Below are 23,939 nucleotides of genomic sequence, written 5' to 3'. Positions count from 1 at the left end.
CGGGACGCCAGGGTCTTGCGTCGCGACAGTTATTTCTTGAGGTCGCTGAGATTCCAGCAGGCCATCTGGCTATCGGCGTTCTCCTTGGTGATCGGAATCAGCGTGGTGTATTCCGATCCCTTGACGGAGCCGGGCTTGACACCCGACGACAGCAGCCACTTGATGGTGCCGGCCATCTGCGCGGCCTGGGTCGGCACGTCGTAGCTCATGTTGAGATCGAACGCGCCCGACTTCACCAGTTCGCAGGCGCCCTTGCGCTCGCCGCCGCCGGAAGTTGCCACGAACACCTTGCCGGTGAGGCCGGCCTCCTTGACGGCCGCTGCCGTGCCGATGTCCATGCCGTCCCAGAAGCCGACGATGCCGCAGAGATCGGGATTCTGCTTCAGCACCGTCTGGGTGATCGCCTTGGCCTTGGCAGCATCCCAATCGGCGGCCTGGCTCGACACCACCTTGATTTCAGGATGCTTGGCGAGCACGTTCTCGACGCCCTTCAGCGTATAGGCGCTCGCGGCGGCTGACAGCGCACCCTGGATGATCGCGATCTTGTTGGACTTGCCCTCGCAGGCCTTGACCACGCCTTCGGTCTGGCGTTCGCCGATCTCGACCCAATTGGCGCCGACGAAGGCTGAGCTTCGATAGGCGGAGCCCATGTTGATCTGGATGACGTAGATGCCTTCGTTCTCGGCGCGCTGCAGCAGCTTGGCGTAGGTCTGCACATCAGGATTATGAACCACCATCACCGCCGGCTTCTCCGAGATCAGCGAGGTGACGGCCTGCGCGCCGGCATTGGTGTTCCAGTTGGCGTCGCGGATCACGAACTTGACGCCGAACGGCTCGAGCTCCTTCTTTAGTCCGGCATACCAGCCCTCGGTGAGGTCGAAATTCATGGCGACCGGCACATAGGCCACGGTCTTGCCGGCCAGTGCTTCCTTGAAAGGCTTCTGGAACGGCTCGTCCAGACCCTGCTGGGCGAGGGCCGGCGCGGTCATTGCCGCAAGACCCAGTGCGGCAACAATTGCCCTTGTCGGGGTGCCGAAATGCTTCATTGCTTCCTCCTTGGTTGTGGTTGTCGTTATTGTTGGATCGCTTAGATGTCGCCCTGTTGTGCCGTTTCCTCGTTGCGCGGATTCAGGAAGGAATCCGTGATGACGGCGAGCAGCAGCACCACGCCCTTGATGAGATTCTGCCCGGCGTAGGAGATGTCCATGATGGTCATGCCGTTGAGCATCGTTCCGATAACGAGCGTGCCGATGACGACGTTGAGCACACCGCCACGGCCGCCTGATAGCCCGATGCCGCCAAGCACGACGACCAGGATGACGTCATAGATGAGCGTCGAGTTGAAGATGCGGGTCGGCATCGAGTTGACGGATGCCGCCATCACGAGGCCGGCAAAGCAGCCGATCAGGGCCGTGATCACATATTGCAGGACGATGATCGGGCGTGAGGGAATGCCGGTGACACGCGCGGCGTAGGGGTTGTCGCCGATCGCATAGATATAGGCGCCCCAGCGCGTCTGGCGCAGCAGGAACGCGACCACGATGCAGGCGATTGCGAACATCCAGATCGACGTCGGAATGCCGAGAATAGTGCCCTGTCCGAGCCGCTCGAAGCCGTCCATGCCCGGGCTCCATTGCACGACGTCGAGCTGGAACAGCGCGGTCTGCCCGAGCCCGGCCAGCAACAGGCCCGTTGCCAGCGTTGCAAACAGCGAAGGGACTTCGGCATAGGCGATCAGCCAGCCGTTGACGAGGCCAAAGGCAATCGTGAGCAGGACGGCGGTCAGCAGCGAGGCCGGTAGCGAATGACCGTTCTGGACCATCTGGAGCACCAGTCCCGGCGGCACCGCAAGGGCTGCGATCAGCGAGATGTCGATGCCGCGTCCGATCACGACGATTGCCATGGCAAGGCCGAGGATGCCGAGCACTGCCACGTTCTGGAGCAGCGTCAGCATGTTGTCCGGCGTCAGAAAGCCGCGCAGGAAGATCGAAAACACAAGGAACAGCAGCGCGAAGACTGCGAAGACGATCTCTTGCTGATTGAAACGAAAGCGCTTCATCCCCGTCTTGCCTTTCTTCGACCCGGCTGTTGCGCGACCGTCAGGACGATCGGTTCTCGATGCGATAGGTTTGTGGAAGCGTTGCAAGGCTTTCGACGAGCATCTTTGTTCGATCCAGATCACCGGAATGAACCGAGATGCTGACGACTGTGTTGAGCTTCTCGTCTTTCTCGACGAGGATATCTGCCGCGGTGTCGGGGCCGAAGATGCGATCGATCTCGGTCCTGACCTTTTCCCGGACGGCGAGATCGCGAAGCGTGGGCTTGAAGATCTTCCCGACGGCGGTAACCGGAAGAGCTTCGAGCAGGACGACGCGCTTTGGCCTCGCAGGCGGCTCATTGACGTTGTGTTCGAGATGCTCGCGCAATTGCGCCAGATCGATTGTCTGTCCGGGGGAGGGCACCACGAAGAGAACTGGAACCTCTCCCGCGTAGGCGTCGGGCATGCCGACGGCCGAGCTCATCTGGACACCGGGGAAGGCGTTCGCGACGTCCTCGATTGCGGCAGGGTCGATGTTGTGACCGCTTCGTACGATGAGGTCCTTCTCGCGCCCCGTCAGCACGAGGCGTTGATCCGGGGTGAGATAGCCCACGTCGCCGGTGACGATCCAGTGGTCGTCGGTGAGCACGCCCTTATTGTGCTGGGGATCGACGTATCCGGGAAACACTTGCGGTCCGCTGACGAGGACGAGGCCACTGGAGAGCGGCGGGCACTCCTCTCGCAAATCGGCATCGGCCAGCGCGACGATTTTGGTCTTTGCGAACGGCGCCCTGAAGCCGACGCTGCCTTGCACGGGAGTGCCACGGCCGGGATTGAAAGCGATCGCGGCCGCGGTTTCTGTCATCCCGTAGGTCTCGAACAAGGTAATCCCGGTCCGCGCCTGAAACCTGTCGCTGACAGCCTTGGGAGCCACGGCCCCGCCGGTGAGCGCCATGCGAACGGTGCTGACATCGGAGGACCCGATGGGCACCTCGGCAAGAGCGGCAATCGAAGTCGGCACTCCGCTCACGATGGTCGCGCGAAACCGCTCCACCGTGTGCCAATAGTCGCGAATCGCTTCGGGACTTCTGAGGCTGTACGGCGAGGGAATGATCACGTGACCGCCGGCAGCGAGAATCGACAGGCCGAGCGTTATGGTGCCGCCGACGTGAAACAGCGGAAAACCGTTCACGGCGGCATCCAGCTCATCCAGTCCGTGGACCTGAGCAAAGCTCCAGGCCGCATGGATCTGGTTGCCATGTGTCAGCCGAACCAGCTTAGGTCGTCCGGTGGTCCCGCCGGTGTGGAAGAGGGCGCAGATCGCATTGCGATCGGTCGAAGGTGCGAAGTCCAGTGTGCCGCGCGCGCTCGCGGCCGTCTCATTGAAGTTTAGAAATCCTCCAGGCAGCGGACCGGTCGCGCCCATCACAAAAATGGCCTTCAGCGACGTGACGCGTTTCGCGACGTTGGCCGCCTTGGCCCAGATCGCGCGATCGGCCGCTTCGGCCGGGATCACCAGCACCATCGCGTTCTGCGCCTCGAGCAGGTCGGCGATTGCGTCTTCGTTCAGGAGATAGTTGATCGAGCTGGCGACGCCCGCGACCTGGGCGCCGAGCAATGCGGGGAATAGTGGCGGCAGGATCGGACAGAGGAACGCGGCGGTCCCGCCGTTCTCGCCGATCCCGTGCGACCGGAACAGATTGGCCGCGCGGATGATCTCCGCAAGCAATTGCCGGTGCGTCAGCGTCGCGTCGCCCGGCTCGCGCGAGCCTTTGGTCAGCACCGTCAGTGCAGGCCGATCGGGATGCAGGTGCGCCGTGGCTTGGAAGAGATCGAGCAGATTGCGGGAAGGGACCAGCGAATCGTAAGGCCGCTGCTCCAACGCCTCGATATCGGCGATGGTTTTGACCGGCTGCGTGAACCGCGTTGTGATTTGCGATGACAAGGCCCTGCTCACGGGCATCGCCATTCGGGCGGCACGGCAAGCTGTGCAGCAGTTGACTGGACCTGACGCAAGCGAACGTTTCCCGCCTATTTTGTGGACTGCTTTTTGTTCTTCATAGGCCACATGCCGGAGCGCGGCTTGCTCCGGAGCGCAAAGCTTTTGCTTCTCCGCGCAAACGGTCTTGCGTGTAGGCGGCGGCCCTCTAGAATCTCGATGCGTGGCCAGCTTGTGCGATGCACAAACGACGTTCATCATGGCGGCGCAACGGATGGGCGGACGATGAACCTGGTGTTTTCGACAGACGATCTGGAGCCGTCCAAACGCTACGCCGCGTGGCAAGGCGCGATCTGCGACGTCTACGTCCATGTCGACGTGAACGCCGAGGAGCGGTCCGACTATCACGGCTTCATTCGCGAGGCACGGTTCGGCGCGGTGACGATGACCGACGTCCTGCTGTCGGAGCAGCGCATCTCGCGCCGCGAGCGGCACATCGCGAAGCTCGACAAGGATTGCTACTACGTCGAATTCGTTCAGCAGGGCCGGGTCAACGTGCTCCAGGCCGGCCAGACCCTGCTGTCGAATCCCGGCGTGAGCGCGATCTTCTCGGCCTCCGAGGCCTATGATCTCGAATGCGTCGGCAAGGTGCGATCGCTCTATCTCGAGATTCCGCGCGCGGAATTCTCGGCGCGCTTCAGCGAGGGGCGGCTGCCGGTCGTCACGACGATGGCGACGAGCCGCGGACTTGGCCGGATCGCCGCCGAGTTCTGTGCGACGCTCGCCGCGGAGGGCGCGCCGCTCGACGAGACCGCGCGCACGCGATTGGGCGGCGAGCTGATGGACGTGCTGGCGCTCGCGCTCGACATGGGCGAGCGGGACGAATTCTCCGAGGATGCGAGCGCGCAGCAGGCCCGCCTGCGCTCGGTCAAGGCCTGGATCGAGGCGCACCTCACCGATGCGGATCTGTCGCTGGAGAAGATTGCGAAGAGCAATGGCGTCTCGCTCAGGCATCTGCATTATCTCTTCCGGCTGACCGATGTCTCGGTGTCCGAATGGATCTTGGATCGCCGGCTGCAGCGTTGCTACGATGTGCTGACCCGTCCCGAGCTGCGCTCGCTGTCGATCACCGAAGTCGCCTATCAGCTGGGCTTCAGCAGTTCGTCCTATTTCAGCACGGTGTTCCGCAGGAAGTTCGGCCACAGCCCGTCCGACCTGCGACGGCGCTAGAGAACCTGCACCGCGCGCGGCGATGCAGGTCCGTCATCGTCAGCGTTACTTCACCAGCGGACAGCCGCCGTCCTTCAGCGGCCGGAAGGCCTGGTCGGCCGGCACTTCGGCGAGCAGCTTGTAATAGTCCCACGGGCCCTTGGATTCCTCGGGCTTCTTCACCTGGAACAGGAACATGCTGTGCACCATGCGGCCGTCCTCGCGCAGGATGCCGTTGTCGGTGAAGGCATCCTTCACCGGCAGCTCGCGCATCTTGGCCATCACGGTCTTGGTGTCCTTGGTGCCGGCGGCCTGCACGGCCTTGAGGTAGTGCAGCGTGGCGCTGTAGGTCGCGGCCTGGTTCATCGTCGGCATGCGCTTGATGCGCTCCTGGAAACGCTTGCCGAAGGCGCGGGTCTTGTCATTGAGGTCCCAGTAATAGGCTTCGGTGATGATCAGGCCCTGCGCGAGCTTGAGCCCCAGGCTGTGCACGTCGGAGATGAACATCACGATCGCAGCCAGGTTCTGGCCGCCGGCGACGATACCGAACTCGCCGGCCTGCTTGATCGCGTTGATGGTGTCGCCGCCGCCGTTGGCGAGACCGATGATCTTGGCCTTGGAGGCCTGGGCCTGCAGCAGGAATGACGAGAAATCGGCCGTGTTGAGCGGATGCTTGACGCTGCCGAGCACCTTGCCGCCGGCTGCCTTTACCACGTCGCCGGTGTCGCGCTCGATCGAATGACCGAACACGTAGTCCGCGGTGAGGAAGAACCAGCTGTCGCCGCCGTTCTTGACGATGGCGCTGCCGACGGTGTGGGCGTTGGAATAGGTGTCATAGGTCCAGTGCGCGGTGTAGGGCGAGCAAGATTTGCCGGTGATGTCGGAGCTTGCCGCATCGGTCACGATCATCACCTTCTCGTACTGCTTCGACAGCTCCATCACCGCGAGCGCGGTGGCGGAAGTGGGCAGGTCGATGATCATGTCGACGCCCTCGGTCTCCCACCATTTGCGGGCGATGGTGGAGGCGACGTCGGGCTTGTTGAGCACGTCGGCTGCGACCATCTCGATCGGCTTGCCGAACATCTGGCCGCCAAAATCCTCGATCGCCATCTTGGTGGCTTCGACATTCCCCTGGCCGCCGATGTCGGAATAGACCGAGGAGAAGTCGGAGAGCACGCCGATCTTGAGCGGGGTCTGCTGGGCGGAGGCGGGGACGATCAGGGCAGCCGACAGCAAGCCGGCCGCAGACACGAGTGCTGCGATAGGTCTCATGGATACGTTTCCTCTTGTACGGGACTATTCTGCCCCTTTGTCCGACAAAGTTAGAGGGAGGTTCCCCAGGAGTCAATTTGCTGCATCTGCGGCATGAATGGCGCAGTTTGACGCGTCTTCGGGGCGATCCTATAGTTTGTCGGACAATCGCCATTGGGGGCTACCGTGCCGATTTCGCCGCTCTTCCGTCCGATCGATGTCGCGCCGGCCTATCAGAAAGTCGCCGACGCCATCGAGCGCGAGATCGTCAATGGGCGCATCAAGCCCGGCGATCCCATCGGCACCGAGCATGATCTGGTGCGCCAGTTCGGTGTCAACCGCTCGACCATTCGCGAAGGCATCCGCGTGCTGGAGGAGGGCGGCTTGATCAGCCGCGATTCCTCGCGCCGTCTGCACGCCTGCCTGCCGCGCTACACCAAGCTCGCAAGCCGCCTCAGCCGCGCACTGGTGCTGCACGAGGTGACGTTCCGCGAGCTCTACGAGGCCTCGATGACGCTGGAGGTGGCGAGCATCGAAGGCGCGGTGGAGCGCGCGACCGAAGATAACCTCGCCGAGCTCACCGACAATCTCGTGCGCAGCGAGGCCGTGGTCGGCGATCCCGCCACGCTTGCCGAATGCGATGCCGAATTCCACGTGCTGGTCGCCAAGGCCTCGCAGAACCGCGTGCTCCAGCTCGCACGCGAGCCGGCGGCGCAGCTGTTCTATCCGACCACAGAGATGATCGTGACCGGCGTTGCCGAAGGCGGCCCACGCCTCGTCGCCGCGCACCGCCATCTGATCGAGGCGATCCGCCGCCGCGACCGCGAGGCGGGCGTGCTCTGGACGCGCCGGCACTTGCAGGACTGGCGGCGCGGTTTCGAGAAAATCGCCTCGCTCGATCGGTCGGTCGAGCACATGTACATGGAGCACGCCCAGGCGGCCCGGCGCAGATAGGCGCCTGATGAAGACGCAAGATTTCAGCCAAGAAATCCAACAAACAAAGACGTCACACGGAGGAACACATGACCGGCGACACCGCAGCCACCATCTCGAAAGCGCGCGAGCATTCCATCGGCGATCTCTTGCGCCGCTCGGCAGGCCGCGAGCCGAACAAGCTCGCAGTGAGCTGCGGCGATGTGAGCTGGACGTTTGCCGAGATGGACGCGATCTGCAACCGGCTCGGACGCGGCCTGCTCGGTCTCGGCGTCAGCAAGGGCGATCGCGTTGCCGTGCTCTCGCGCAATTCGCATGCGTTTGCGGCGTTGCGCTTCGCGCTGGCGCGGATCGGTGCGGTGCTGGTGCCGATCAATTTCATGCTCAACCCGGATGAGATCAATTTCATCCTGAAAAGCTCCGGCGCGAAGCTGCTTGCGACCGGTCCCGATTTCGTCGAGCCGGCAAAGGCCGCAAGCGCCAGGGATTGCGCGGTCGAGAAGATGATCTGGCTGCCGGGCGAGGATCCGGCATCCGCGCCCGCGGGCCTCACCACTTTCGACGATCTCCTCAGCCCCGACGGGTCGTTCCTGGAGGCCTCGGTCGACAGCCGCGATCTCGCCCAGATCGTCTACACCAGCGGCACCGAATCGCTGCCCAAGGGCGCGATGCTGACCCATGAAGCCGTGATGTGGCAGTACGTGAGCTGCATCATCGACGGCGGCATGAGCGCGGACGACAAGTTCCTGCACGCGCTGCCGCTCTATCATTGCGCCCAGCTCGACGTCTTCCTGGGGCCGCAGATCTATCTCGGCGCCTCCGGCGTGATCACGGGCAAACCGACCGCCGACAACATCCTGGCGCTGATCCAGGCCCACAAGATCACCTCGTTCTTCGCGCCGCCGACGATCTGGATCGCGATGCTGCGCTCGCCGAATTTCGACAAGACCGATCTGTCGACCTTGCAGAAGGGCTATTACGGCGCTTCGATCATGCCGGTGGAAGTCTTGCTCGAACTCCAGCGTCGCCTGCCCGCCGTAAAATTCTGGAATTTCTACGGCCAGACCGAGATCGCGCCACTCGCGACCGTGCTGCTGCCCGAGGACCAGCTGCGCAAGGCCGGCTCGGCCGGCAAGCCCGTGCTCAATGTCGAGACGCGCGTGGTCAACACCGCGATGGAAGATGTGAAAGTCGGCGAGGTCGGGGAGATCGTGCACCGCTCGCCGCATCTGCTCTCCGGCTATTACAATGACCCCGTGAAGACCGCGGCGGCGTTCTCCGGCGGCTGGTTTCACTCCGGCGATCTCGCCACCGTCGATGCCGAGGGCCACATCACCGTGGTCGACCGAGTCAAGGACATGATCAAGACCGGCGGCGAGAATGTCGCCAGTCGCGAGGTCGAGGAAATGGTCTACCGCATCCCCGCGGTGTCGGAAGTTGCCGTCGTCGGCCTGCCCGATCCGCGCTGGATCGAGGCGGTGACCGCGATCGTCGTGGTCAAGACCGGCGAGACGCTCGACGAGGATGCCGTCATCAAGCACTGCGCCGGCCAGATGGCGCATTTCAAGGTGCCCAAGCGCGTCATCTTCGTCGACAGCCTGCCGAAGAACCCGAGCGGCAAGCTGCTCAAGCGCGAATTGCGCCAGCGCTTCGTCGGCGGCGAGACGCTCGACAAGGCGATCCAGAAGAATTTTGGAACGTAGGCACGGAGCGGTCGCCATGAAGGTCTGGCAGGTCGCGCGCGACTGGTCGATCGAGGGGATGGAGCTGGCCGATCTGCCCGAGCCCACGCCTAGTCCGGGGCAGGTCGCGGTGCGGATGAGGGCGGCATCGCTCAACTACCGTGATCTGCTCACGGTGCAGGGCAAGGGCGGCGTCTCCCGATTGCCGCTGATCCCGTTCTCGGACGGCGCCGGCGAAGTCATCGCGGTCGGCGACGGCGTTGCCCGCGTCGCGGTTGGCGATCGCGTCTGTCCGATGTTCTTCCAGTCCTGGATCGACGGGAAGGTGTCGGCGACCAGCCGCCGCTATGCGCTCGGCGGTACGCGGCCGGGCGTGTTGCAGGAGGTGATGCTGCTCGATGCCGAGGGCGTCAGCCGCATTCCATCGTACCTTTCATTCCTGGAAGCGGCGACGCTGCCCTGCGCCGGGCTCACGGCGTGGCGCGCGCTGTTCGAGGAGGCCAGGGTGAAACCCGGTGACACCGTGCTGGTGCAGGGCACTGGCGGTGTCTCGATCTTCGCGCTGCAATTCGCAAAGCTCGCCGGCGCGAGCGTGATCGTGACGTCGTCGAGCGACGAGAAGCTGGAACGTGCCAAGGCGCTCGGCGCCGACCACACCATCAATTATCGTACGGTGCCGGAATGGGGCAAGGCCGCGGCCGATTGGACCGGCGGCGGTGTCGATCACGTGGTTGAAGTCGGCGGCAAGGATACCTTTGCGCAGTCGCTCGAGGCTATCAGGGTCGGTGGCAACATTCTGGTGATCGGCGTGCTCACCGGCGTCTCGCAGCAGATCGCGATCCCGAGCCTGTTCGCCAAGAACCTTCACGTGATCGGCCTGTCGGTCGGCAGCCGGCGGATGTTCGAGGGGATGACAGCCGCGATCGGCCGCAACGGCATGAAGCCGGTGATCGACCGTGCGTTCGGCTTCGATGCCGTGCCGGACGCACTGCGGCTGATGCAACAGGGCGGCCACTTCGGCAAGATCGTGGTTGAGTTTCCTTAGCCCATCTCGCCGGAGAGCTTCCTGACGTCGTCGGGCGTCCGTCCGAAGCGGCGACGGAACGCGCGATGGAAGTAGGAGACGTCGTGAAAGCCGGCGAGGTGCGCGATCTCGATGATCTTGCGCGCGCGCAGGTTTGGATTTCGAAGCAGCCGCTCGGCGCGCAGCAGCCGTTGCTCCAGCACGAAGCCGCTATAGGTGATGCCGGCCTGCTCGAACATCAACTGAATCGTGCGCGGGCTGATCCGGTGCGCGGCTGAAAGGACGGTGAGCGACAGCGCGGGGTTGTCGAGCTGGGCCAGGATGTCGGATTTGAGGGTTTCGAGACGCGCCGCCGCAAGGCCGCGCATGCGAGCTTGCTCGGCGACATCGCCGCGCGCTCCGATCATCAGCACGGAGAGGTCGAACAAATGCTGCGAGACCGCATCGAGCTCCGCGGGCGCGAGCTTGTCGGCATAAGTGTGCGCGAGGTCATAATATCGCAGGAACATCGACGTGATCGGATTGGCGCCGGGGATCGACCGCGCGATCAGGTCCTCGGCATTCGGGCACGCGCGCAGCAGCGCCTTGCGCGGCAGTAGCGCGGTCTGGAAGTTGCCGTGTGTCGTCTGGGTGATATGGGCGCCCTTGATCGAGGGGTCGCCGATCGTGACGTCGCCGGCGGCGACCTCCAGCGGACGTCGTCCCATGGTCCCGCTCAGCGCCGAATTCGGCGACATCGTGATCACCAATTCGTCGTTCGTCCCCAGCGATACGAAGGACATCGGCGTGCCGAACGAGGCCGAGAGTCGGAGGCGCGGAAGAATGGCCGGCGAAATGGTCCGGTGAACACGTCCTTCCCCGATCGGAACGAAATCGACGTCGGCGACCTGGCGGCAAAACTGCTCGCGCCATCTTTCATAGGCCTGGCCATTCGGGTCGCCATCGAATGAGAGTTGAGGCTGGATCATCGATCGGGAAGGGCAGGTTAGTTGGCGATTTACGGCAGGTTGTATCGTCAGGCCGGTGCTCCGCAACCGCAAAAGCGCCGGATTGCGTGATAAGCCACGCGCAATGACGCGCTGTGACCGCGACCTGGTGCCGCAGCCCGGTGTGCCGAGATGAAAAAGCGCCAGCACGAGCAGCGCCCGGTGCTTGAGCAGCATGGTGAACGCATCCGGCGCGCTGTCGGGGTCATTCTCCTTGCAGCCGCGCGAGGCGCGATCGTCGATCGCCTTTGCGGGGATCATCAGCACGCAGGCGATCGCGATGGCGCCGAACGCGGCTGCCAGCGCGAGCACGGCGACATAGCCGAACTTGTAGCCGAGACAGCCCGATAGCGGCGGGGAGGGGAGCGCGATGCCATCGAGACGTTGAGCGACTGCCGGCGGAAATGGTCTTGCACAAGCAGGGCTGACAAGACGGTCTGACATGACCGGCCAACTGGCGCGGGGGCGGACCGGAAAGTAACATGTGCTGGCCGGGTTGGTTCCTCCGCACTTGCGATGGGAGGGCTGCGGCGTCATCTCGTGGGTGTCCCCTCCTTCTTCTGGATCATGGCCATGCCTCTCTGGACCTGCGAAACCTGCGGCGCCCAATTTCCAGAAAGCGAAAAGCCGCCCGCATCCTGTCCGATCTGCGAGGACGAGCGGCAGTTCGTGAACTGGAAGGGCCAAACCTTCCTCACACGCGAAGCGTTGGCGGAACGGCACCGCCTTGCCTGGCGGGATGATCTCGGCCTCACCGGCATCGGGTCCGAGCCGAGCTTCGCCATCGGCCAGCGCGCGCTGTTGGTGCCGCTCGGCGACGGCTGTCTGATGTGGGACTGCGTCCCGCTGGCGACGTCGGAAGCCATCGCGCATGTGCGCTCGCTGGGCGGGCTGAAGGCGATCGCGATCTCGCATCCACACTACTACGGCGCGCTTGCCGACTGGAGCGAGGCGTTCGGCGGTGCGCCGGTCTATCTGCATGCCGATGATCGCCAATGGGTGACGCGTCCGCATCCCTCGATCGTGCACTGGACCGGCGATCAGCAGCGCATCTCCGACGATGTGCTGCTGCTGCGCACCGGCGGTCATTTCGCGGGCGCCACCATGCTGCACCATGCGCGCGGTGCGGATGGCAAGGGCGCGCTGCTCACGGGCGACATCGCGCAGGTGGCGATGGACCGCCGCTTCGTCAGCTTCATGTACTCCTATCCGAACTACATGCCGCTCAACGCCGGCGCGGTGCGGCGGATCGCAGCCGCTGTGGAGCCGCTCGCCTTTGACCGCATCTACGGCGCCTGGTGGGGCCGCAACATCGCTTTAGATGCCAAGGCCGCATTCGCGGCGTCCGTGCAGCGATACATTGCGGCCATCGCCTGACGCGCGACGACCAAACCCCCTTGTTTCGATCTAATAACTGTACTATAAGTACAGATATTAAGCGCGACGCAACGATGCGTTTGCCGGTCCGGCACGAACAATGCATCGTTGTCTCGGCGGGCGCATGCTGCGGCCGCGTGAGCGGGAGTTGGACGCATGACCGGGCAGCGCGACTACGAGATCTTTGAGGCCGGCGACGTCACGCTTCAGTCCGGCGCCGTCTTCCCCGCGATGAAGCTCGCCTACAAGACCTACGGCACCCTCAGCCCCGCCAGGGACAACGTCATTCTCTACCCGACCTCGTTCAGCGCCCAACACTACGACACGGAATGGCTGATCGGGCCCGATGGCGTGCTCGACCCTACGCGCTACTTCATCATCATCCCGAATCTGTTCGGCAACGGCCTGTCGTCCTCGCCGTCGAATTCCGGCGAGGCGCCATTCCCGCAAATCACCTATCACGACGCCATCGCGATCCAGCACCGGCTGCTGACCGAGCGTTTCGGCATCACAAAACTCGCGCTGGTCTATGGCTGGTCGATGGGCGGCATGCAGACCTATCACTGGGCGGCGCTGCATCCCGACATGGTCGCGCGGGCCGCGGTGGTCTGCGGCAGTGCGCGCTGCGCGCCCTATAATTACGTCTTCCTCGAAAGTGTGAAGGCTGCGCTGACCGGTGATCCCGCCTTCCGCGACGGCCGCTTCGTCGAGAAGCCCGTTGCCGGCTATCGCGCCATGGGACGCGTCTATGCCGGCTGGGCGATGTCGCACGGCTTTTACCGCGACGAGCTCTGGCGCGAGGCGGGCTTCACCTCGCTCGAGGATTATTTGGTCCGGAACTGGGACGCGACCTTTGCCCGGCGTGATGCCAACGATCTCCTCGCGCAGGCCGGGATCTGGCAACGCGGTGACATCAGTCGTTGCGCTTCATTCGGCGGCGATCTCGACCGGGCGCTGGCCGCGATCAAGGCGCATATGCTGCTGATGCCGGGTGCGACCGACCGCTATTTCGATGTCCGCGACAACGAGGACGAGCTCGGCAGGCTGGTCAACGCAAAATCGGCGGTGCTGCATCCGATCCCGTCGCTGCACGGCCATCGCGCCGGCAACCCCGTCAACAATCCGCGCGACCAGGCCTTCCTCAAGGCCGAGGTCGCAGAGCTTCTCAGCAAATAGGACGAGCCTTCGATGATGACTGACGCGACCGTTTCAGAGCCCGGCCATCGTCTGAAGCCGCTGAACCCGGCCATGCTGCGCGAATTGTCGGTGCGCTCCAATCTCAGGGGGGCCGCGAAAAGTCTCAGCCATTACGGCCTGGTCGTGCTGGTCGGCGCGCTGGTCTGGAAGGTCTCTTCAGCCTGGGGCGTGTTATGGGCGCTGCCGCTGATGGCGGTGCAGGGCTATTTCGTCGCCTTCCTGTTCATGGCGCTGCACGAGACCGCGCACAAGACCGCGTTCAGGAGCCGTGGCCTCAACCTTGCGGTCGGCTATCCCTCGGCCTTCATCATCGGACAACCTTACGAATATTACTGCCTGTTTCACTGGGACCATCATCGCTACACCCAGGATCCGGACAAGGACCCGGAGCTGATCGTCGGCGTGAAGCCGACATCCGACACGCAGCTTGCGCTCGCCTATAGCGGCCTGCTTCAGGTCGCCGGCCGCCTCCGGTTGATGCTCGGCCACGCCGTCACCGGCAAGGTCACCGTGCCCTGGATTCCCGAAAACAAGCGCGCCACCATCGTGCGCGAGGCGCGCGCCTATGCCGGGCTCTATGCGCTGTTGCTCGCGCTCTCGCTGTGGTTTTCCTCGGCGTTGCTGCTCTGGGTCTGGATTGTCCCGCTGATCATCGGGCAGTCCTTCCTGCGGCCCTATCTCTATGCCGAGCACACCGGCTGCGACCGCACCCGCAGCGCCTTCCAGAACACGCGCACCACCTACACCAGCGCGATCGTCAAATGGTTCGCGTGGAATATGCCCTACCATGTCGAGCACCACGCCTATCCCTCGATCCCGTTTCACGCGCTGCCGAAGCTGAACGAGATCGTCGACGACGAGATCGTCCATCGCGGCCGCGGTTATATCAGGACGACGCGCGAGACCTGGGCCTGGTTTCGCCGGCATCGGCAGATTGGTTAACCCAATGCAAAACTCCGGCCGCAGTGCGACCGGAGCTTTGTCGAGGGCATCAGATATCAGTAGATCCCGTAGGCGCAGACATTCACGACGCGGACGCGCAGGCCATGGCGGGTCCTGACGACGCGCTCCTGGTAGCAGTTGCTGACGCCAGTGTTGACGTAGACGCCGCCAAAGCCCCAGCCGGGACCCCAGTGATGATGGAAGCCGTGGGCCGAAGCCGCGGTGGGCGCGAGAGCGGCCGCACCGAGCGAACCAGCAGCGATCAGACCAAGAGCAAGCTTACGAAACATTTTCATTCTCCAGTGTGGCGCTAAGGCCGTTGTTGTGTCCCTGCTTCTCCGTCGGGCTGAGACGCGAACGCGTTCAGGGCGCGAGGCAGGAATCGTGTTTCAGGAATGTTTCGTGAGCTTCGGTGAAATGCGCCGCTGTCAGGCTTTTCGCGCCGCTGCGCGATAGCGCGCAGCCATCGCCTGCGTCATCTCCGCCATCTTCTCGCGGAGATCGGCGGGCTCCAGCACTTCGGCTTCGGACCCCAGCCGCAACAATTCGGATGCCGCGTGCCATGACGTCTTGCCGGTCCGAACGCGCGCGATGCGCCAGCCGTCCGCATCCGCGGTCTCTTCAAGCTGGGTGCGCGCCTTGACGTAAGGCTGGCTCAGCGCGTCGAGCAGTTTGACGCCGAACGGCGACAGCCGCACGATCGCGACATTGGGATGCATCTCGGCTTCGAGGCGAAGCGTCGCAGCCTGCCAATAGGCGGCGAGATCGAACGCGGCGGGACGATCGAAGCGGTCGTCGAGCGCGGTGCAGTCCAGCACGCGCGCGATGCGATAGGTGCGCGTGCTGCCGTCGACGTGACCGGCGAGATACCAGCTGCCGCCCTTCAGCACCAGCCCGAGCGGTGCGACGCGGCGCTGCTTCTCCGCGCGCCAGCTCTGGTAGCGGATCTTGATCAGCGTCCCGCGCAGAGCCGCGCCGGCAATGGTGCGCAGATGTTTGGGCTCTTCCGTCTCGCCGAACCAGCCGGGTGCGTCTAGGTGAAAACGCTCCTGCATCCGCCCGGCGTCTTCGCGAAGGTTGGCAGGGAGTGCCGCCATCAGCTTGTTCTGCGCGGCGATCATCGCCGCGTCCAGCCCGAGCGCCGCGGCCGGTCCCGGCAGTCCCGCAAGGAACAGAGCCTCCGCCTCGTTCTGCGACAGGCCGTTCAAGCGCACGCGATAGCCGTCGAGCAGGCGATAGCCGCCCTCCGCGCCGCGGTCGGCATAGACAGGGACGCCGGACGCCGCGAGCGCGTCGATGTCGCGATAGATCGTGCGCACCGAGACCTCGCAGGCTTCCGCAAGCTCGGGCGCAGTGACCTGCCCCCTGGCCTGGAGGGTGGTGAGGATCGACAGCATTCTGCTCGCGCGCATGATCCCTTAGACCATACCTGACACCGGATGTCAGGTATGGTCCGCTACAAGCGCCATCGCCAGCCGGCCAGATGGAGACCTGTTATGACCGATCAAAACCGCATCACCCTGTATTATTCGCCGCAAAGCCGCGCCACCGGCACGCGGGTGCTGCTGGAGGAGCTGGGCGCGCCCTACGATCTCCACGTCCTCAACATGAAGGCCGGCGAGCAGCGCAAGCCCGCTTATCTCGCCATCAATCGGCTCGGCAAGGTGCCGGCGGTCCGCCACGGCGAGGCGCTGGTGACCGAGCAGGTCGCGATCACCATCTATCTCGCCGATCTGTTTCCGCAGGCGGGGCTGACGCCCGCACTGAACGATCCGCTGCGCGGTCCTTACCTGCGCTGGATCGCCTATTACGGCGCATCGTTCGAGCCGGCCCTGATCGACAAGTTCATGCAGCGCGAGCCGGCACCGATCATGCAGTCACCCTATGCCGATTACGACGCCATGCTGGGCGCGCTCGAGGTGCAACTGTCGAAGGGTCCGTATCTGCTCGGCGAGCGCATGACGGCGGCGGATGTGTTGTGGGGCGTCGCGTTCAGCTGGACGATGATGTTCGGCATCGTGCCGAAGAAAGACGTATTCGTTCGTTATGCCGAACGCATGACCTCGCGGCCTGCGTTCCAGCGGATCAATGCCGCCGACGACGAGATGGCGGCGCAGCACGCCGCGGCTGCTGGTGGTTGAATGATCCAGGGTTGCAGATGACAAAGTCGATGCACACGACCAACTGCTTCAACACCTTCATCCGGGTCGCTGAAGACTGTCCCGCGCATACCGGCGAGGAGCCGCCGCTGCGCGCGGGAAAGCCGACGGTGGCGTGCCTGCAGTACGGGATGATCGCCAAGGCACCCTACAAGCACACGTCCGACGACGTGATCTTCGCGACGTCCGCGCCGGGACGCGAGCTCGATGTGAAGGCGACGAAGACGGAGAAGCGCGCGGCCCGTGAAGCGTTCTTCTCCCGGGGGCAGGCGTGCATGAGGGCGTCGAGCCTGGGCAAGCGCTTCGGCTGGGGCGTTCATGCCGACAGTGAGGGCCGGATCGCGATTTACGCCGTCGACAGCAAGCGCTACCAGGCGCTCGTCCGCGATCCCAAGCTCACGCAGGTGCGCGCGATGCGGTCGCAGCGGGCGTGATCAGAATTTTGGCGACCGTTTTTCCGCGAACGCCTTGATACCTTCCTTGATCTCGTCGCCGCGCATGCTGTCGCGGTGGCGCTGATCGGCGGCGGCTTCATCCAGCTCTCCGCGGGCGAATTCATTGATGGCGCGCTTCATGCCGCGCATCGCCTGTGGGGCGTTGCCGGCGAGAACGCTCGCGAGCTTGTCAACCTCTTCATCGAGCGTTTCCTCCGGCACCATGGCCGTGAGGTATCCGATCCGCAGCATCTCCGGCGCGCTGATCTTCTGCGCGGTGAGGAACAGCTTTTTCGCATTGTCGACGCCGAGCCGCGTCACGTAACGCTTGATGCCGTTTCTGTAGTAATGCAGCCCGAGCCGCGCCGCCGGCATGAACATCTCGGCGGTGTCGACGCCGATGCGGAAATCACAGGCGAGCGCGAGGTCGGTCGACCCGCCATAGACGCCGCCATTGAGCCGGCAGATCGTCGGCACGCCGAGGTCCTCCAGCCGGTTGACGACGACCTCGAACGCCGAGCCCGCGCTCTGCTGCTCGTTGGCGCTGACCGCGCGCTCGGCAACCGAGTTGAGGTCATAGCCCGCCGAGAAGGCCCGCCCCGTGCCGGTCAGCACCAGCACGCGGATATCAGGATCGGCCTCGATCCGGTCGAAAAGTCTGACCAGCTCGCCGAGATCCTCGGCCTGGAGCCGGTTGAGATGTTTGGGCCGGTTGAGGCGGATGGTGGCGCGTGCGCCGTCACGTTCGAGCACGGGGCCTGAGGCTGCGTCGGCTGTGTCCGACATTCTTGTCTCCATTTATTTGTTCTCGAGTGTGCGGCGCTTGGCTTCCGCATCGATGGTCTCGGCGAGATCGGGGTGCCGCGCCATCAGCACGCGGAAGTCGACGAGGTCGAGCACCAGCAGCCGCGACACCTTCGTGGTCGAGACATTGGCGCCGCGCTTGTTGTTGCCGAGCAGCGCCATCTCGCCGAAGAACGCGCCCTCGCCGAGCTGGACCTTCTTGCCGGGCAGGTCGACCTCGACCTCGCCGGCGGCGATGAAATACATGCAGTCGCCCTGCGTGCCCTTGCGGATGATCATGGTGCGCGCCGGCAGCTCCATGGTGCGCAGCATGTGGGTGACGTCGGCGATGGCGGCAGGGCCGAGCGCTGCGAAGAACGGCACCTTGCTGACGGATTCCCAGGTCTTGAGGAAATTGTCGCGCCGGGTCTCGGCGGCAAAGCCGGTCGCCAGGATACCGGTCCACAGCCCGAACACGCCGAGGCCTGAGATCATCACCATCGCCGCCACGATGCGCCCGAGCGGCGTCACCGGCACGACGTCGCCGTAGCCCGTCGTCGTCAGCGTGACGACAGCCCACCACAGCGCGGCGGGGACGCTGCCGAAAGTCTGCGGCTGCACGTCCCGCTCCAGGAAATATTCGGCGACGGAAGCGAGGAACACCACCATCAGGAAGATCACGAGCACGCTGACCAGCGGCCCCGATTCCAGCACCAGCACCCGGCGCAGCTGCCGCAGGCCCGGAATGCCCGGCACCACCTTCAATACCCAGAGCACGCTGAGCAGCCACGCCGTCTTCGGCTCGATGCCGATCAGGAGCGCGACCGGCACGGCCAGCGCGCCCAGAGCATCGACCAGCCCGGCAGAGGAGGTCATGTAGAGCGACAGGCGCCCCGTTTGTGCCATGTGGCGCAGCCGGACCACCCATTCGAACACGAAATAGACGAGGCAGGCCCATAGCAGGGCGTCGACCCAGCGGTGAGCCGTCTCATAGGCCGGGTTGACCGTCAGCAGCACCATGCTGAGCACGCCGAGCCCGACCGCCACATAGGCCGCCTTGGTCATGTTGCGGCCGGCCGTGGCGGCCACGAACTGGGCCAATGCGGGGATCAGCGGCTTGGACATGCGGGAAGGCGGGCTCGATCGTGTCTGTTGCGGTCCCGGCTGGGACGCCGCCGCCAAAGTGCCCGCCCGGGCAGGAGCCGTCAACGACGGGCAGGGGACTGCCCGCAGCATCGTCGGACAGGAGCGCGGAAAGCCCGGTGCCGTGAGATCCGTGGCGCTACCTGAAATGCGGCGGCTCGTCGTAGCCGCGGCGGCTGCTGAAAAAAAGCAACATCATCAAGCCGATGCCGACGACGATGGCGAAACCCGCGCCCAGCGCCAACGCCACATAGCCTTCCGTCGGGATCGGCTCGCCCTCGATCGTCATTGCGGAATAGGCGAAATAGCCAGCCGCCACCAGCATGCCCAGAAGGATGATGACGAGGAGTGTACGCATGGCGCGTGCTCCGGTTGTATCCGGGAGCAAACGGTTGTGGATGGGGGCGGTTCCCGAATTCGGCCGGAGGATTCGCGGGAAATGCCGGCAGGGCGCCGCTGCGAGACCCGTCAAATCGATAGGTCAGGCACTCTGAGCTGTCTTCACCACGACGATCTTGCTCTCGTCCTGCTGGGGAGGGGCGGTATCCTGGGCGACCTTGTCGGCCTCGCCGCAGTGGCGTTTGAGATAGTCGCGGCGCATGCCGATCTCGTCGCGGACGAACTCGTAGCCGAGCTTGAAGGTGTCGAGCCCGTCGGTACTGATCGTGCCGTCCCTGAGACCTATGACCGCGCCGCGCAGAATGCCCTCCAGCTCGTCCTGGAGACATTCGAGCTGGTCCAGCGAATGGGCGTGCTCGATGCGTTCGCCGATGTCGAGGACGGCGGTGGAAAGCTCGCCAGCCTTCTCAGGCGCGATCCGGGTGATCTTGGCGTAGATCGCTGCGAAGATCGAGCCGATCACGCTGAGCGCGGCGGCGCCCAGATACATCAGGTCGCTGTACTTATCCATGAACGACTTGGTGTCGTCGTTGATGTAGTCGGCCGCCCCCTGATGCGCCATCACGTAGGCATCCTTCTCGACGGAGGCCGGCTCGATTCGGCTGGCGAAGCCGTTGTCGAGCCCGAGTGCGGACTTGTTCTCATAGACGACGCGCGCGAGCTCGCCCGCCGTGCTCGCCGACATCCTTGATTGCGCGACCAGCAGCCATTCGAGCCCGATCGTGTCGAGGTCGTCGTCGGGAATTTCCGGCGATGCGGACAGCGTGCCCGCAGTCAGCGTTTCGCTGGAAATGCCGGGAATCTTGCGCGCGAGCGCCTTGGCCTCGTCGATCGCGTTCAGCGTGAAGCCGCCGCGCTTGGCGACCTGCTCATAGGCCTTGTCCCGCACCGCCCTGGAGGCATGGACGATGGCGATCACCGCGCCGAAGCCGCTCGCCGGCGCAAACAGCTTGTCGAGCGTTGCACCCTGCGGCGCCATCTGGATCCTGGCGGCATCCGGACCATCGGGGATGTCGAGGATGCTGCGGACGAAGGCGAGCGAGGATTCGTTCTCGGCGACGACGGCAACCTTCTTCTTCTTGAGTTCGGCGAGCGACTTGATCTTCTTGTTGCCGGGACCGAGCAGCAGCACCAGATCGTGCTCGAGGATCGCGAGCGTGCGCGCCCGCAGCGGCACTTTGGTGTCGGTGCGAAGGACGGCGAGGTCAGCCTGCTTGCGGTCGAACTGTGCGAGCGCCTTGGCATTGTCTGCGTTGTTGACGATCTTGATCCGGAAGCGCGAGGCGTTGTTCTTCAGCAGCGTGGCGAGCTTGGCGGCGAACAGCGCCTCGTCGCTGTTGGGGGTGCCGACGGCAAAGGTCAGCGTCTCCGAATTGTGTAGCATGGCGCGGCCGCCCCAGACGGTGGCGAGCGACAGCAGCAGGGTCAGCACGACGTAGAGAAAGACCTGCTGCTGATTGGTCTTGATCACCTTGGGGCGCCGCGGCGGCGGTTCGGTCGGTGACGAGGTTGGGCCTTCAGTACTCATGGCAGCACTCCGGCCCTATTCCTGAGTGGCGGACGGCTCGCGGATGCGATCGCGGCGGGCGCCCTGCAATTCCTAAACGTCTGAAAAAAGAACGATATTCTCTGCCGACAATGATAGCGCGCCGGTACCGGAATGCAAAATTCGAGCCGGAGGTAACCTTACTCGATCTGGCCGCGGCGATTGGTCATCCTATCACCAGTTAGCCACAGTTGGCGATTTTCCAGTTCCCCCCGGCTGCATTCCGTCGCGGGAGATGTCATAAATCACACGTCCCGGCGATTTGACCGGTCCAAAAAGAAGTTGCGCTAACGCTCCGATCTTTCTTGTCACGTCAATGAGGGCGTCAGCTTGTCGTTTCCACCCATGTCATCGGCGGTTCCGGTCGAAGCGCTCATTGGCTGGATGTTGCTGCTCACCTTCAAGCACATCATCGCCGATTTCGTGCTCCAGACCGCCTGGATGGCGCACGGCAAGGACCAGAAGCACGGCTGGGCTTTGCCGCTTCTGGTGCATTGCCTGATTCACCTCGCGGTTGCGCTGCCGCTGATCCTGATAGTGGCGCCGCGATTCTGGTTCGTCGCGTTCATCGACTTCGCGATCCACATCACCATCGACCGCGCCAAGGGGTTCGTCTCCGCCAATTTCGGTGTCGACCTGGCGCATCCCTGGTTCTGGACCCTGATCGGCGTCGACCAGGCCCTGCATCATTTGACCGGCTTTGGCCTTTCCATCTTCATGGCGGCGAACTGAGGCCGGCGGCTCGCCGGAGTGGCTGCCGGGCCTGCATGGTTCGAGACGGCGCTTCGCGCCTCCTCACCATGAGGGGTTAAGATCTTTCAGCAGAAACAGACCTCATCCTGAGGAGCCCGCCAATGGCGGGCGTCTCGAAGGATGGCCGCAGGCGGTCGTCAACCCCGTTTTCAACCCACCAGGGCGCCTCCGATTCGCGACGAGGGCGCAAGGACCCCGGGTGACTACCGGGCGGCGTGGTTAACCTTTCATTAGAGAATTGCGCTGCATCTTCGGCAACGAGGAGAACCGCAATGTTTTCAAGCCGCGACGCATATGAAAGCGATTTCTGCCCGGTCCGCGACGAGCTCCTTGGTGAGATGTATCGCGCCAGCGAGAGTGGCCTGCCGAGGCTGGTTGAGAGTGTTTCCCCTGACGCGCGCGCCAGGCTGGCGCTGTTCTGCTATCGCCGCAGCCATCTGCACTCGCTGGCGGTCGCGATCGCAGCCAGCTGCAACGAGCGTGACCTGATCGACAACGGTGGCCGCGTCGGCTCGACGCTCTACGCGCTGTCGCGCGAAAGCACGGTCAAATCGTCGCCGTCACTGTCGGGGGGCCGCAAGCCGATCACGCTGTCGACCAAGCCGCTCTCGGTGCTTGCACCGCTTGAGGACGGGTTCGACGACGAGGTCAGCGAAGCCGTTCCAGCTGTAGCCGTTCCAGCCTAAGCGGCCTCGATTACCGGCAGTCCGAATTTCCGCCGCGCCATCGCGCATTCGGCGTCTCCCGGCATGCAGGTGCGGCACACCTCCGGCCGCACCTCGTAAATGCCGCAGGCCGTCTGCTTTCCGATCTCCCCCCGCAACGCCGAACAGCGATCGCCCTCGCAGCGCATGCCGGATTGGCGCGCGTTGACGAGCGTCTCGGGAATTGCGGCAAGCTCCTCGTCGCTCTCGATCGAGAAGCGCGGCCAGTTCTCCGAATAGCCACAGCAGGCGCCGCAGCTCTGGCACCAGCTCGACAGGTCGACGGGGGAGGTCTCTTCCATCGCGCTCACGTGTCCTTTGGCGGGCCCCAGACCAGGCTCTGCCGCCATCTTGCGCGCAGCACGTCGCGCCGCTCCGGATATTTATCGTCGAGATAGTTCGCATCCACGACGCGATCGGTGCGGAAGCTGCGGAAGTCGCCGCGCAGCTCGCACCAGGCCGCAAGCAGGCGCACGGCTTCGAGATAGCCGACCGAGATCGGCCAGATCATGCGCTCGCTGGGGCGGCCCTGCTCGTCGCGATAGCGCAGCATGATCTTCTTGCCTTCGTGGATCTGGGTGCGCGTGCGCGCCATGTCGAGGCGGTCCGGCTCCCTGTTCCAGCTCGGCCGCGCGCGGCTTGCCGGCTCCAGCACGAAGGGACGCAAGCGCTCAGGCACGGTGTCGGCGATCTTGGCCATCAAATCTTCGGCCGCGCGTGCCAGCGCGGAATCGGCATGGCCCGCGACCCATTGCGCGCCCAGCACCGCCGCCTCGATCTCGTCGGGTGTCAGCATCAAGGGCGGAAGGTCAAAACCCTTCTCGAGGATATAGCCCATGCCGGCTTCGCCGCGGATCGGCACGCGCTGGCCGATCAAGGTTGCGATGTCGCGATAGATGGTGCGCTTCGAGGTCTCGAGCTCGGCCGCGATCGCGTCCGCGGTCAGCGGCTTACGCGTGCGCCTCAGCACCTGGATGATCTGAAACAGCCGGTCGGCGCGTCTCATGGCAATTCTCTTATCGGGTGACGGATCAGAAAATGGCGCGCTGCTGCTGACAGGATGTTGGCAGCAGGGGGTGTCTATACCGGGACAACACATCGACTGAAGAGGATTTGTCCATGATCATTCCAACCCATTTCGGCCCGGCGATTCCGATGTTGCGGGCACAGGTCTGGTCCGCCTGGGGGCTCAGCCGTCTCGTTTCGCTCGATCTCATGGCCGTCGACCTCCGATTTGCTCTCGCAAGCGTGATGGCACGCTTGCTGACCCAGGCTGCGGACGCGCTGGCCCGCCATGTCATGGCCCGCGCCTGGCGGGGGGCCCGTTTCGCAGAAGATATCACGGCTGCTGCCACCATGGTGGCAGCAGCCGGTCACTAGGTTCCCTCAAAGTTTCGCAAGTCCAAATTTCGCAAGCCCAAATTTCGCAGGTCCAGGAGA

25 protein-coding genes are annotated in these 23,939 nt (G+C 64.2%); 12 read left to right on the top strand and 13 right to left on the bottom strand.

Translation table 11 applies throughout. The features are described from left to right. Nucleotides 1–29: 29 nt before the first annotated feature. The 3 genes from IVB46_RS42920 to IVB46_RS42910 are packed head-to-tail and all read right to left on the bottom strand — an operon-like array spanning nt 30 to nt 4,001. Entirely contained in the window at nt 30–1,046 is a 1,017-nt protein-coding gene (locus IVB46_RS42920; protein ID WP_247316136.1) for a sugar ABC transporter substrate-binding protein, read from the bottom strand. Between the two features lie 41 nt (nt 1,047–1,087). After that, entirely contained in the window at nt 1,088–2,059 is a 972-nt protein-coding gene (locus IVB46_RS42915; RefSeq protein WP_014498319.1) for an ABC transporter permease, read from the bottom strand. A gap of 40 nt (nt 2,060–2,099) precedes the next feature. Then, complete coding sequence (locus IVB46_RS42910; RefSeq protein WP_247316133.1) at nt 2,100–4,001, bottom strand: AMP-binding protein; 1,902 nt, start codon at nt 3,999–4,001, stop codon at nt 2,100–2,102. A 261-nt stretch (nt 4,002–4,262) separates the two neighbouring features. On the opposite strand from IVB46_RS42910, the gene IVB46_RS42905 reads away from it, so the two are divergent. Continuing rightward, on the top strand, nt 4,263–5,207 hold the full coding sequence (locus IVB46_RS42905; RefSeq protein ID WP_028157324.1) for a helix-turn-helix domain-containing protein: 945 nt from the start codon (nt 4,263–4,265) through the stop codon (nt 5,205–5,207). A 45-nt stretch (nt 5,208–5,252) separates the two neighbouring features. Here IVB46_RS42905 and IVB46_RS42900 read toward each other — a convergent pair whose 3' ends face one another. Further along, a complete protein-coding gene (locus IVB46_RS42900) occupies nt 5,253–6,458 on the bottom strand; it encodes an ABC transporter substrate-binding protein (RefSeq protein ID WP_085403529.1) in 1,206 nt (401 codons plus the stop codon). Between the two features lie 165 nt (nt 6,459–6,623). Here IVB46_RS42900 and IVB46_RS42895 point away from each other — a divergent pair, with 165 nt between their 5' ends. The 3 genes from IVB46_RS42895 to IVB46_RS42885 all read left to right on the top strand — a co-directional run bounded on the left by IVB46_RS42895 (nt 6,624) and on the right by IVB46_RS42885 (nt 10,097). Continuing rightward, nucleotides 6,624–7,391, top strand: a complete 768-nt coding sequence (locus tag IVB46_RS42895; protein ID WP_247316132.1) for an FCD domain-containing protein — start codon at nt 6,624–6,626, stop codon at nt 7,389–7,391. Between the two features lie 68 nt (nt 7,392–7,459). Continuing rightward, nucleotides 7,460–9,073, top strand: a complete 1,614-nt coding sequence (locus tag IVB46_RS42890) for an acyl-CoA synthetase (RefSeq protein WP_247316131.1) — start codon at nt 7,460–7,462, stop codon at nt 9,071–9,073. A 16-nt stretch (nt 9,074–9,089) separates the two neighbouring features. Beyond that, on the top strand, nt 9,090–10,097 hold the full coding sequence (locus tag IVB46_RS42885; RefSeq protein ID WP_247316130.1) for an NAD(P)-dependent alcohol dehydrogenase: 1,008 nt from the start codon (nt 9,090–9,092) through the stop codon (nt 10,095–10,097). Here the strand turns inward: IVB46_RS42885 and IVB46_RS42880 are convergent. Continuing rightward, nucleotides 10,094–11,506: an AraC family transcriptional regulator gene (locus IVB46_RS42880; protein ID WP_247316129.1), complete on the bottom strand. Its 1,413-nt coding sequence runs from the start codon at nt 11,504–11,506 to the stop codon at nt 10,094–10,096. The genes IVB46_RS42885 and IVB46_RS42880 overlap by 4 nt on opposite strands. Before the next feature lie 129 nt (nt 11,507–11,635). Between IVB46_RS42880 and IVB46_RS42875 the strand changes: the two genes are divergently transcribed. From IVB46_RS42875 to IVB46_RS42865, 3 genes are all read left to right on the top strand, one after another. After that, nucleotides 11,636–12,439 (top strand): MBL fold metallo-hydrolase, encoded by an 804-nt coding sequence (locus tag IVB46_RS42875; RefSeq protein WP_247316128.1) that lies wholly within the window; start codon nt 11,636–11,638, stop codon nt 12,437–12,439. Nucleotides 12,440–12,595: 156 nt separating this feature from the next. Then, nucleotides 12,596–13,615, top strand: coding sequence for an alpha/beta fold hydrolase (locus tag IVB46_RS42870; RefSeq protein WP_247316127.1), 1,020 nt, complete (start codon nt 12,596–12,598; stop codon nt 13,613–13,615). Between the two features lie 15 nt (nt 13,616–13,630). Next, nucleotides 13,631–14,578, top strand: a complete 948-nt coding sequence (locus IVB46_RS42865) for a fatty acid desaturase (protein WP_247346056.1) — start codon at nt 13,631–13,633, stop codon at nt 14,576–14,578. Between the two features lie 56 nt (nt 14,579–14,634). On the opposite strand, the gene IVB46_RS42860 is transcribed toward IVB46_RS42865, so the two are convergent. Beyond that, a complete protein-coding gene (locus IVB46_RS42860) occupies nt 14,635–14,868 on the bottom strand; it encodes a hypothetical protein (protein ID WP_014498305.1) in 234 nt (77 codons plus the stop codon). Between the two features lie 138 nt (nt 14,869–15,006). Next, on the bottom strand, nt 15,007–15,990 hold the full coding sequence (locus tag IVB46_RS42855) for a YafY family protein (RefSeq protein ID WP_247316126.1): 984 nt from the start codon (nt 15,988–15,990) through the stop codon (nt 15,007–15,009). 84 nt (nt 15,991–16,074) lie between these two features. Here IVB46_RS42855 and IVB46_RS42850 point away from each other — a divergent pair, with 84 nt between their 5' ends. Together IVB46_RS42850 and IVB46_RS42845 are read left to right on the top strand one after the other, a co-directional pair. After that, the gene (locus tag IVB46_RS42850; RefSeq protein ID WP_247345995.1) at nt 16,075–16,719 is read left to right on the top strand and encodes a glutathione S-transferase family protein; all 645 of its coding nucleotides are present in this window, start codon (nt 16,075–16,077) and stop codon (nt 16,717–16,719) included. Nucleotides 16,720–16,748: 29 nt separating this feature from the next. Continuing rightward, nucleotides 16,749–17,171, top strand: a complete 423-nt coding sequence (locus IVB46_RS42845; RefSeq protein WP_223153768.1) for a DUF6157 family protein — start codon at nt 16,749–16,751, stop codon at nt 17,169–17,171. Here the strand turns inward: IVB46_RS42845 and IVB46_RS42840 are convergent, their stop codons facing one another. The 4 genes from IVB46_RS42840 to IVB46_RS42825 form a co-directional block, all read right to left on the bottom strand. Beyond that, complete coding sequence (locus IVB46_RS42840) at nt 17,172–17,957, bottom strand: enoyl-CoA hydratase/isomerase family protein (protein WP_247345992.1); 786 nt, start codon at nt 17,955–17,957, stop codon at nt 17,172–17,174. A gap of 12 nt (nt 17,958–17,969) precedes the next feature. Next, complete coding sequence (locus tag IVB46_RS42835; protein ID WP_071916753.1) at nt 17,970–19,079, bottom strand: cyclic nucleotide-gated ion channel; 1,110 nt, start codon at nt 19,077–19,079, stop codon at nt 17,970–17,972. A gap of 157 nt (nt 19,080–19,236) precedes the next feature. Then, a complete protein-coding gene (locus IVB46_RS42830) occupies nt 19,237–19,455 on the bottom strand; it encodes a hypothetical protein (RefSeq protein WP_071916752.1) in 219 nt (72 codons plus the stop codon). Nucleotides 19,456–19,578: 123 nt separating this feature from the next. After that, nucleotides 19,579–21,024 carry a TAXI family TRAP transporter solute-binding subunit gene (locus IVB46_RS42825; RefSeq protein WP_166078267.1) on the bottom strand — a complete coding sequence of 482 codons (1,446 nt, stop codon included), beginning with the start codon at nt 21,022–21,024 and terminating at the stop codon, nt 19,579–19,581. Between the two features lie 402 nt (nt 21,025–21,426). Here IVB46_RS42825 and IVB46_RS42820 point away from each other — a divergent pair, with 402 nt between their 5' ends. After that, a complete protein-coding gene (locus tag IVB46_RS42820) occupies nt 21,427–21,774 on the top strand; it encodes a DUF3307 domain-containing protein (protein WP_038942474.1) in 348 nt (115 codons plus the stop codon). Nucleotides 21,775–22,067: 293 nt separating this feature from the next. Continuing rightward, nucleotides 22,068–22,481 (top strand): hypothetical protein, encoded by a 414-nt coding sequence (locus IVB46_RS42815; RefSeq protein WP_028148857.1) that lies wholly within the window; start codon nt 22,068–22,070, stop codon nt 22,479–22,481. Here IVB46_RS42815 and IVB46_RS42810 read toward each other — a convergent pair. Both IVB46_RS42810 and IVB46_RS42805 read right to left on the bottom strand, forming a co-directional pair. Continuing rightward, nucleotides 22,478–22,801, bottom strand: a complete 324-nt coding sequence (locus IVB46_RS42810) for a YkgJ family cysteine cluster protein (protein WP_247316121.1) — start codon at nt 22,799–22,801, stop codon at nt 22,478–22,480. The genes IVB46_RS42815 and IVB46_RS42810 overlap by 4 nt on opposite strands. A 5-nt stretch (nt 22,802–22,806) precedes the next feature. After that, entirely contained in the window at nt 22,807–23,505 is a 699-nt protein-coding gene (locus IVB46_RS42805; RefSeq protein ID WP_135214676.1) for a YafY family protein, read from the bottom strand. A 113-nt stretch (nt 23,506–23,618) separates the two neighbouring features. Here IVB46_RS42805 and IVB46_RS42800 point away from each other — a divergent pair, with 113 nt between their 5' ends. Then, the gene (locus tag IVB46_RS42800; RefSeq protein WP_135214677.1) at nt 23,619–23,879 is read left to right on the top strand and encodes a hypothetical protein; all 261 of its coding nucleotides are present in this window, start codon (nt 23,619–23,621) and stop codon (nt 23,877–23,879) included. The last annotated feature ends 60 nt before the right edge of the window (nt 23,880–23,939 follow it).

The sequence above is a fragment of the Bradyrhizobium sp. 61 genome (genome assembly GCF_023073075.1).
In the GTDB taxonomy this organism is placed as follows: domain Bacteria; phylum Pseudomonadota; class Alphaproteobacteria; order Rhizobiales; family Xanthobacteraceae; genus Bradyrhizobium; species Bradyrhizobium barranii.
The sequence above is the reverse complement of the archived record's forward strand: the minus strand, read 5'-3'. Positions and strand labels throughout refer to the sequence as shown.

What these genes read in the sequence shown, in the direction of transcription:
- IVB46_RS42840 (WP_247345992.1), bottom strand. Translation starts at nt 17,957, where the DNA reads ATGTCGGACACAGCCGACGCAGCCTCAGGCCCCGTGCTCGAACGTGAC.
- IVB46_RS42910 (WP_247316133.1), bottom strand. Translation starts at nt 4,001, where the DNA reads ATGCCCGTGAGCAGGGCCTTGTCATCGCAAATCACAACGCGGTTCACG.
- IVB46_RS42865 (WP_247346056.1), top strand. Translation starts at nt 13,631, where the DNA reads ATGACTGACGCGACCGTTTCAGAGCCCGGCCATCGTCTGAAGCCGCTG.
- IVB46_RS42905 (WP_028157324.1), top strand. Translation starts at nt 4,263, where the DNA reads ATGAACCTGGTGTTTTCGACAGACGATCTGGAGCCGTCCAAACGCTAC.
- IVB46_RS42855 (WP_247316126.1), bottom strand. Translation starts at nt 15,990, where the DNA reads ATGCGCGCGAGCAGAATGCTGTCGATCCTCACCACCCTCCAGGCCAGG.
- IVB46_RS42880 (WP_247316129.1), bottom strand. Translation starts at nt 11,506, where the DNA reads ATGTCAGACCGTCTTGTCAGCCCTGCTTGTGCAAGACCATTTCCGCCG.
- IVB46_RS42860 (WP_014498305.1), bottom strand. Translation starts at nt 14,868, where the DNA reads ATGTTTCGTAAGCTTGCTCTTGGTCTGATCGCTGCTGGTTCGCTCGGT.
- IVB46_RS42845 (WP_223153768.1), top strand. Translation starts at nt 16,749, where the DNA reads ATGCACACGACCAACTGCTTCAACACCTTCATCCGGGTCGCTGAAGAC.
- IVB46_RS42815 (WP_028148857.1), top strand. Translation starts at nt 22,068, where the DNA reads ATGTTTTCAAGCCGCGACGCATATGAAAGCGATTTCTGCCCGGTCCGC.
- IVB46_RS42835 (WP_071916753.1), bottom strand. Translation starts at nt 19,079, where the DNA reads ATGTCCAAGCCGCTGATCCCCGCATTGGCCCAGTTCGTGGCCGCCACG.
- IVB46_RS42920 (WP_247316136.1), bottom strand. Translation starts at nt 1,046, where the DNA reads ATGAAGCATTTCGGCACCCCGACAAGGGCAATTGTTGCCGCACTGGGT.
- IVB46_RS42870 (WP_247316127.1), top strand. Translation starts at nt 12,596, where the DNA reads ATGACCGGGCAGCGCGACTACGAGATCTTTGAGGCCGGCGACGTCACG.
- IVB46_RS42830 (WP_071916752.1), bottom strand. Translation starts at nt 19,455, where the DNA reads ATGCGTACACTCCTCGTCATCATCCTTCTGGGCATGCTGGTGGCGGCT.
- IVB46_RS42890 (WP_247316131.1), top strand. Translation starts at nt 7,460, where the DNA reads ATGACCGGCGACACCGCAGCCACCATCTCGAAAGCGCGCGAGCATTCC.
- IVB46_RS42850 (WP_247345995.1), top strand. Translation starts at nt 16,075, where the DNA reads ATGACCGATCAAAACCGCATCACCCTGTATTATTCGCCGCAAAGCCGC.
- IVB46_RS42810 (WP_247316121.1), bottom strand. Translation starts at nt 22,801, where the DNA reads ATGGAAGAGACCTCCCCCGTCGACCTGTCGAGCTGGTGCCAGAGCTGC.
- IVB46_RS42820 (WP_038942474.1), top strand. Translation starts at nt 21,427, where the DNA reads ATGTTGCTGCTCACCTTCAAGCACATCATCGCCGATTTCGTGCTCCAG.
- IVB46_RS42825 (WP_166078267.1), bottom strand. Translation starts at nt 21,024, where the DNA reads ATGAGTACTGAAGGCCCAACCTCGTCACCGACCGAACCGCCGCCGCGG.
- IVB46_RS42915 (WP_014498319.1), bottom strand. Translation starts at nt 2,059, where the DNA reads ATGAAGCGCTTTCGTTTCAATCAGCAAGAGATCGTCTTCGCAGTCTTC.
- IVB46_RS42800 (WP_135214677.1), top strand. Translation starts at nt 23,619, where the DNA reads ATGATCATTCCAACCCATTTCGGCCCGGCGATTCCGATGTTGCGGGCA.
- IVB46_RS42885 (WP_247316130.1), top strand. Translation starts at nt 9,090, where the DNA reads ATGAAGGTCTGGCAGGTCGCGCGCGACTGGTCGATCGAGGGGATGGAG.
- IVB46_RS42900 (WP_085403529.1), bottom strand. Translation starts at nt 6,458, where the DNA reads ATGAGACCTATCGCAGCACTCGTGTCTGCGGCCGGCTTGCTGTCGGCT.
- IVB46_RS42805 (WP_135214676.1), bottom strand. Translation starts at nt 23,505, where the DNA reads ATGAGACGCGCCGACCGGCTGTTTCAGATCATCCAGGTGCTGAGGCGC.
- IVB46_RS42875 (WP_247316128.1), top strand. Translation starts at nt 11,636, where the DNA reads ATGCCTCTCTGGACCTGCGAAACCTGCGGCGCCCAATTTCCAGAAAGC.